The organism is Pseudomonas sp. KH_024_B2 (assembly GCF_057839965.1).
In genome coordinates this window covers 536,303-543,625 of sequence record NZ_JBYQPS010000002.1, presented here as the reverse complement: position 1 = coordinate 543,625, position 7,323 = coordinate 536,303, and the positions used below count along the sequence as shown (strand labels likewise).

At 52.8% G+C, this 7,323-nt stretch carries 6 protein-coding genes; 5 read left to right on the top strand and 1 reads right to left on the bottom strand.

Going from position 1 to position 7,323, the window contains the following annotated elements:
- The first annotated feature begins 300 nt into the window (after positions 1–300).
- A complete protein-coding gene (locus tag AC3I0A_RS29795) occupies positions 301–618 on the top strand; it encodes a hypothetical protein (RefSeq protein WP_489378718.1) in 318 nt (105 codons plus the stop codon).
- A 190-nt stretch (positions 619–808) separates the two neighbouring features.
- Positions 809–1,060 (top strand): hypothetical protein, encoded by a 252-nt coding sequence (locus AC3I0A_RS29790; protein WP_489378717.1) that lies wholly within the window; start codon positions 809–811, stop codon positions 1,058–1,060.
- A gap of 63 nt (positions 1,061–1,123) precedes the next feature.
- Here AC3I0A_RS29790 and AC3I0A_RS29785 read toward each other — a convergent pair whose 3' ends face one another.
- The gene (locus AC3I0A_RS29785) at positions 1,124–1,585 is read right to left on the bottom strand and encodes a hypothetical protein (RefSeq protein WP_489378716.1); all 462 of its coding nucleotides are present in this window, start codon (positions 1,583–1,585) and stop codon (positions 1,124–1,126) included.
- A 1,241-nt stretch (positions 1,586–2,826) separates the two neighbouring features.
- Between AC3I0A_RS29785 and AC3I0A_RS29780 the strand changes: the two genes are divergently transcribed.
- The 3 genes from AC3I0A_RS29780 to AC3I0A_RS29770 are packed head-to-tail and all read left to right on the top strand — an operon-like array spanning position 2,827 to position 7,315.
- A complete protein-coding gene (locus AC3I0A_RS29780; RefSeq protein WP_017341694.1) occupies positions 2,827–3,684 on the top strand; it encodes a TnsA endonuclease N-terminal domain-containing protein in 858 nt (285 codons plus the stop codon).
- Positions 3,681–5,846, top strand: a complete 2,166-nt coding sequence (locus tag AC3I0A_RS29775) for a Mu transposase C-terminal domain-containing protein (protein WP_017341693.1) — start codon at positions 3,681–3,683, stop codon at positions 5,844–5,846. The genes AC3I0A_RS29780 and AC3I0A_RS29775 overlap by 4 nt, the downstream gene beginning before the upstream one ends.
- Positions 5,846–7,315, top strand: coding sequence for an ATP-binding protein (locus tag AC3I0A_RS29770; protein WP_017341692.1), 1,470 nt, complete (start codon positions 5,846–5,848; stop codon positions 7,313–7,315). Before AC3I0A_RS29775 ends, AC3I0A_RS29770 begins: the two co-directional genes overlap by 1 nt.
- The last annotated feature ends 8 nt before the right edge of the window (positions 7,316–7,323 follow it).

Sequence of the window (7,323 nt, the reverse complement as noted above, 5' to 3'; positions counted from 1 at the left end):
GGGCTCGCTTTTTCTTCATCTGGTGAAATGAAAACCCGTTACCGGCGGTCCTGGTCGAATCTACGAAGGGCCCGGCTGCTAATGACTGCACGCAATTGACCCCAGACAGGGCCACCGCGTCAATCCGTGAATTAGGTGGGTGGCATCCTACCGCACCTTTCGCGGCTGGCAACGAACACCATGGGACGCTTAGCCCTAAGGCACAGCAGAGTCAAAATTGTTTCACACTTCCTATAACCGCAAGTTTCCTTGATCGGGTCATCTTCATTGGGTGCCACACCGCACCCCGTATTGTCGAGCATGCGTGACGGCGTGTACCATCTTGTCTCCTTGCAGCCTCCGGCTGTCCCCTCGGGGCAGGTCAAGCTGGACCTGGGTTCGCCGAACAAAGCACATCAATTCACCCACCTGGGGTTTCATGCCCCTGTCGGGACGTGGAACCTCAATACGCATGAGGTTTCCATGGAAATTTTCCTTTGGTTTATCACGATGATCTGCGGCTCATACCAGTACGAGCCGGCATTCCTTCTGGTGCTCGCATTTGTTTGCCTGGCCAGCGTTTTTGTACTGTCACACCTCTGGTGGCGACGTACAAAACGATCCAAGACCAACCCCTGAGATGTTCGGACCAGTACCGGTTATTCGTAGGGTAAAGAACTCGCAGTGATCCCTTTGGGGGAAACCACTTCGATGTGTTGTTGATCAACACGTAAAGCTCAGTTGCCTGGGCTTCGTCAAAAAAACTCAACCGCCAGTGGGGCAATGTCCCCGCGGGGCATCGCCTCACTCCCTCTGCAGGAGCGAGAAAATGCAAGATCCCATTGTTGTGTGCGGCCAAACCATTGGCGTAGATTTGTATCTCGGCACATCTGAACAAGCAGAAACTGTGACTCACGCGTTGATTAGCTTCGGACACGTTCTCAAGGACGGGTCAGCCCAGGTCAAGCGTTTCAGTTTTGATGCTTTCGCTGATCAAATCGAGCGATGCTACTCCCCTTGCCAACGTACTGCTGAGGTGGTCAGGACTTTGCGCTCGGTTCAGCTGCTGCAGCTCAATTAGATCAACCCAATAAAAAACCGGCGAATATGCCGGTTTTTTTTCGCCCAAAATCACGGCGGCCCGCTAACCGGCCTTCTGAGCCAAACTGAGCTGAATATCACCATCTGCAGCGAGGCCCAGGGCGCGACGGATCAACAGGTCCTTACGATCGGTAAAGTGGTTTACGATGCCAAGCTTAAGTAATCCGCAAGCAGTCCCGAGTCCGACGGCCATTCCTCCAACCAGGAGCGACGTGTAAGCGCTAACAACCATTAGCCCCGCTGCGTTTTCCGAAAGTAACTCGTTGAACCGCCCAGGCGAATCGAGAGCGAACAACGTCGCGCCCACGACCATGATGAAGGGTGCGATTTGTACCACTGTTGCTACACCGCGCAACATGCTGGCGGCATAGTTAAACCCCTGTTTCAAATACAGACGTTTATCTCGTTTGACCTCCTTCTCGAGATTTTCAACCTGTTGGCCGTCGAGCTCGCCAACAGAAACTCCATTCATACTCACCACCCATTTAGCCGGCGTATTTTCCATATCTCATTCCTCAATCCGTGCTTCCGGTCGGGACCGGACGCTTAGCGCCACATCGATATGCCAGGTCGAGCGCAGCCGTACAGCCTGTCCCTATTGGCAACGTCATTTGCTGGTTTGCAGGTCAATGGTCAGCTAAAGGAGGTTCACTCAGGGTGCACCACCGGGGCACAGCCCGCCCACCAAACAACTCGAATGGTCTCACCAGATTGAAATGAACAGAGTTCAATCCGCCCCAAGTTAAGGGGACGAACTTGCTGTCCGCCCAAAATTAAAAGCGACTGCTCGCAGAAGAGCCCCCTGACGGTTCTGGCCTTTCGTAATAAATGCGACTGCTCGTTGAAATAGCAACGACTGCCGTATGTCTCTTTGGAAAAAGGTGCGACTAACTAGATGTGGCATTTTCCGTGAACACCGCGTCGGGCCTGTTGGTACGATGATCAGGAGACCCGCTTCCATCTCTCTCAGGAACGACCTCGATCCCCGTCCAATCCTGACAGTGAGTCCCGCATGGCCACCCGCCGAGCTGCATCCCTTCGCCCTGGTCAATTCCGGCACCTGATCCGCGTTGATGCCGTTACCGGGAGAATGTCGGGACGTGACGTGATGCTGCTGTACCTGACTCACACCACTGTCCGTTGATCAAAATACGATCCCGCCGAGCCTTCGAGTTATCCCTGGCCTAGCTATTCGCTCCAGAAACGGTGTCCATTTGGTGCTTGCACTCTCTTGCAATGTGGGAAAATGCCAGCATCGAGTTGGGATTGCGCTCTGATGGTCCTTGCAAAGGACAGCTAATGGCACGACCAGGGGAGCTGTTCACCTTTGAGGTGAACAGCGCAATAACCAAAACGAAGGCCCAGGTCACCTACTGCTTACGTCGTCATCGGCTGCTGGGGCTTGTATGGGCCTTGCCTACCAACAAAAGCGTGAGCAAGTAACAGGAAAAGAGCATGAAGCAAAGTATTGAGGACCCGATAACAATGCCGCTGGTTTCTAACAATAAAGATTGACACAAAACAATAAAGATTGACACGACGCAACATAGATTGACACAAGGCCGAAACCCCCGTATCTACGGGGGTTTCCATTTTTGGGCTGAGCCGTCGGTCTAGATTCTCCGCTTCTTCCCGCTCCGGGAGTAGGCTAAAGAGCGCTGTACCATCGGCAGATGGTGGACGATTTTTTCCTATAACTATTTTCAGGGCGAGGAGAGGCGGTCCCGGCGGACGAAGGAGGTAGCATTGCGCGGTCGTAGGTTTTCGTCTGAGACAGATATTCAGCGGCATATTACGAATGGATTCGGTAGCGGTGCTGGTGCCAGTTATCTGCCCTGGCTGCGCGTCCAAGACGTGCCTTCCAGAGGACGCTCCCATAAGATCCAAGGTGTGAAGATCGATCGCCTCCATCACCTCTTTTCTGACCTAGAACGCGCCTATTTTTTGGTATGTGAATTTTCGGAAGATGTTGTGGATATACGCGAGCAGTATCCATTGCTGCCGCGAGAAAGTGCTCAAGCAATCGCTAGCTCTATCGGAGTGCGATACCCCAGGTATCCGAAGACAGTGCTTCCTTACGTCATGACCACGGATTTTTTATTAACAATAAAAAAGCCCGATGGCAGCTTTAAATCCGTAGCACGAACAATCAAATACCGCAGCGACCTCGAAGGCAAACAAGCCAGGAGAACGTTGGAAAAACTTGAGATCGAAAAGCGTTTCTGGGCTGGTCAACACGTTGATTGGGCCATTGTCACTGAAGAAATGTTCAGTCCCGATTTGATCAAAAACTTAGGCTTGCTCAGGAAATTCGCTCAGCTGCCGCGCGCTTTGGTAGAGCCCTCATTACATTCAGATTTTCTGGAGCACTTAGCTAGCTGCCGTCCATACCCTTGGAGTACTGCTGAAAGTCTGCGAAAGATTGCCGCACGTTTATTTATCTCCTATCAAGATTCTCGGGCTTTATATCATCACCTGATATGGTCCAAGTCGATCAACGTAGATTTGGTTGGTACTCCCATTCAAATGACTGCACTACTACCAACCTTTGAAATCATCGAAAACCCAATAAAAATTTCACTGGCGGCGGAGGGCTTATCATGAAAGTCCAAGTCAATGATATTTTTGAACCGGTCACTGAGTTTTCCGTCGTGCCTGGTATCGTTAGGGTCTTGTATCTCAGTGAGCGATACGATGCGGTAGTTTTGATCCAATTAACGGACCCGCCACGCCAACCGATTGGTTTGGGCTTGGAAGAGCTTCGCGGCTCTGTCATAGCAGGCGATACGAAGCCATCCAAGGTTGTTACGCCTGAGTTTCTCTTAGTGCTAGAGGATGACCTGGATGAGAAAAAGAAGCGGGAAAGGGATGAAAAGTGGAACATCATCGCTCCCCTGATCGACTCAGATTACCCAGGTCAGATATTTGCTCCCGATGAGATGGGGCGAATGGTGGGCGCTAGAGCTGTTGAGCTTGGCATGCAGCGCAAGAGTATCTATCGACTTCTGTACCGTTACTGGATCAATGGCCAGGTTCGAAATGCGCTCTTGAAAAACTACGCGGGCGTCGGAGTTCCTGAGCGCAAGTATGATCCCGCAAAACCGCCCGGCAGAAAACCACGATACCAAGGTATTGCCGTTTCGCCGACCAAGCTTATTGATGCCGTGGATAAGCGCTGTATCCGTGTCGGTTACTCGTTATTCGTGGGGGATAAGACTTCTACGATAACCAGCGCCTATGTCGAGATGCTTAGAAGGTTCTACACAGCGAAAGACCTTTCGAAAAATCCAGAATCGGGTGGTCGCCTCCTACCCGATTCGGAAATTCCTTCCTTCAGGCAGTTCGATTATTGGGGAAAGCAATATTTCGACGAAGTTGAAACTGAACGCGGGCGTAAGGGAATGCGGAAGTGGCTAAAAGATTGCCGCCCCCTTTCTGGAACCGTGCGTGACTGGCTTCGTGGCCCCTGCCATCAGTTTGAGATCGATGCCACCATTGCTGACATTTATCTCGTGAACGGCTACTCCAGGCGGATGCTCATTGGACGGCCGGTGGTGTACGTCGTCATCGATAGCTTCTCCGGCATGATCGTCGGTCTCTACATCGGGTTGGAGGGGCCGAGCTGGAACGGAGCCAGGCAAGCGCTGTTCAACGCTTTCACTTCGAAGGTTCAGTTTTGCGCTACCAACGGGGTCACAATCGATCCCGAAGAATGGGCCTGTCACCACCTCCCGCATCACATCTACGCTGATCGAGGCGAGATGTTGGGGAAAGCAGCTGAAGGTCTTGCCACTGGCCTGAATATCGAGCTGGGAATCGCTCCGCCTTACCGGCCGGACTGGAAGTCGATGGTGGAGAGTCGGTTCGGTATCCTGAACGATTTGACGGGCATCAGGTGGCTACCAGGTGGCGTAGCGGCCAGGGAGAAGGAGCGTGGCGAGCGAGATTACCGACTCGACGCGACGCTGAGCATGAAAGAGTTCACTAAGATCATCATCCAGTGCGTCCTTCACTATAACCGCTTCAACCGGCAGCCCGACAGGCTCACTCAAGAGATGATGAACGACGGTGTCGACCCGACGCCGGTAGGTATTTGGACTTGGGCGTTGGAAAATGGCCACGTCGAACCAAACAATCATCCCGACGAGCTGGTCTATCTCCATTTGCTTCCGCGCGAGCAAGCAACGGTGCAAAAGGGTGGTGTGCTATTCCGAGGGATGCACTATGTCTGTGATGTAGCGATCGAGAACAACTGGTTTGCGAAAGCCCGTAGCCGCGGGGTTTGGTCTATAGAGTGTTGGTATGATCCAAATTCCGCGGCACATATTTGGATCCGGGGCGACAACAAACAGTTCATCCGTTGCGATTTGCGTAAGTCCGATCACAAGTATGCTGATTATCGATCCGATGAAATTTTCGACCTGCTCGAAGCTTACCGCCAGGCTCCACCGGCTCATAAACGCGCTGAGTTGGAGAGTCGGATTTCGCTTCTAGAGGAGGTTAATCAAATCGTCAGTGGTGCGATGGCTGAGCGAAAAGAAGAGCCAGTCCCTGCGACCAAGGCCGAGATGATTGGAAATATTCGTGAGAACCGCGCTGTTGAACGCCTCAAGGAGCGGGAGACCGCCCATGTGCCAGAGGGTGTGAGGATTGACCCGCCTGGGCAGAAGGCAGAGACCGCCCCAGAACGCTCGGAGAACTTTGCCGGCCCTCGCAGCGCTCAGGTCATCGATATGCTCAAACGACTCCGCCCAGGACAAAACTAATGAAAGGCGCCCAAGTTTTCGCAAGCTACACCAAGCAGGCGATAGCGGACTACGCGGGAAATCCGCTCATCGAAGCGCTGCCACCTATCTTCTCAGAAGAGGTAGCAATCCAACTGATCTCGAATTTTCCCCGTCCTGTTGATCCAGAAGAGCTCGCCCTTGACCGTTCGACTCGGATCCACTGTATCGACCGGTTGAGGACGGTGGTTCAGCCTCTGATTGTCCACATGGATCTGGAGTCCGTATTTTCATTGCTGGTCCGACGAGGGTACGTCGGACGCAACCCGACTTCTCCAGACACTGTCAGACATCTACACTCGCTTTCGGGTGCACAGCGCTACCACGATGGATTCAAGTCCACTGCCGAAACGTTCAGTCTGGTTGGCCTTAGTGGCATTGGGAAGTCCACCGCCCTCGAAGCCATTTTGAGTCTCTACCCTCAAACGATCCGACACGAGCGTTATGAAGGAAAGCAGTTCGTTCATACCCAGATCACCTGGCTCAAGCTTGACTGCCCCCGAGATGGGTCGCTGGCAGGCTTCTGTCAGCAATTCTTCTATGCGGTCGGGCGAGCGTTAGGTGATGAGGATTACTACAAGCGGCATCGGGCTCGGAACATCAATGACTCGTTGCAACAAATGGAGCAGGTTGCGAGTACATTTTTCATCGGCGCTCTGTTGATCGACGAACTACAGAACCTGCACCTGGCGAAAACTGGGGGCAAGGACAACATGCTGAATTTCTTCCTCCATCTAGTGAACAACATCGGCATTCCCGTGGTGTTCATCGGGACAAATTCGATGATTAGCCTATTTTCGGACGTCATGCGCAACGCACGGCGTTGCTGCGGCGTCGGGGTACTCGAATTTAAACGCTTTGAGAAGGACGATGACGAGTGGCGAATGCTCGTTGAAAACCTCTGGAGCTATCAGTGGTACCAGCAGCCGGTCGAACTGACCGAAGAAGTGTTTGATGCGCTGTATGAGCATACACAAGGCGTCACCGACTTTTTGGTGAAGCTTTTGGTGCTCAGTCAGAGGTATGCGATCCAGAGTGGTTCGGAATGCGTTACCGCCGAGACAATCGCGTTGGTGAGCAACACCAAGATGCAAATATTGAAGCCAGCTTTGTCCGCCCTGCGAAGCCGAGATCCGAAACGGATGCGGCAGTTCGACGATTTGCTTCCGATTGAAGACCAACTAAGCGACATGATGGCGTTCGATGGTTTGGCTCGGCCGGAGCGACTGGCGTTGCTGCGCAGTGTCATCAGTCGCAGCGACAATAGTGCCCCAAAGCCTAATGCGGCGCCCGTTAACCCACTCAAATCGCAGCCTCCTTCGGCGGTGGCGGTTGAGACGTCAGAGGCACAGGCGTTAAGTGAAAGTGAAGACTCCATTGAGGCGTTGAAGAGCGCCGGTTGGATAAACAGAGATCTATTTGAGTTCTCTCCGTTGTATCGGAAGGGGTGAATAAAAGG

Coding starts and splice junctions, on each gene's coding strand:
- AC3I0A_RS29795 (WP_489378718.1), top strand. CDS start 301: ATGCGTGACGGCGTGTACCATCTTGTCTCCTTGCAGCCTCCGGCTGTC.
- AC3I0A_RS29790 (WP_489378717.1), top strand. CDS start 809: ATGCAAGATCCCATTGTTGTGTGCGGCCAAACCATTGGCGTAGATTTG.
- AC3I0A_RS29785 (WP_489378716.1), bottom strand. CDS start 1,585: ATGGAAAATACGCCGGCTAAATGGGTGGTGAGTATGAATGGAGTTTCT.
- AC3I0A_RS29775 (WP_017341693.1), top strand. CDS start 3,681: ATGAAAGTCCAAGTCAATGATATTTTTGAACCGGTCACTGAGTTTTCC.
- AC3I0A_RS29770 (WP_017341692.1), top strand. CDS start 5,846: ATGAAAGGCGCCCAAGTTTTCGCAAGCTACACCAAGCAGGCGATAGCG.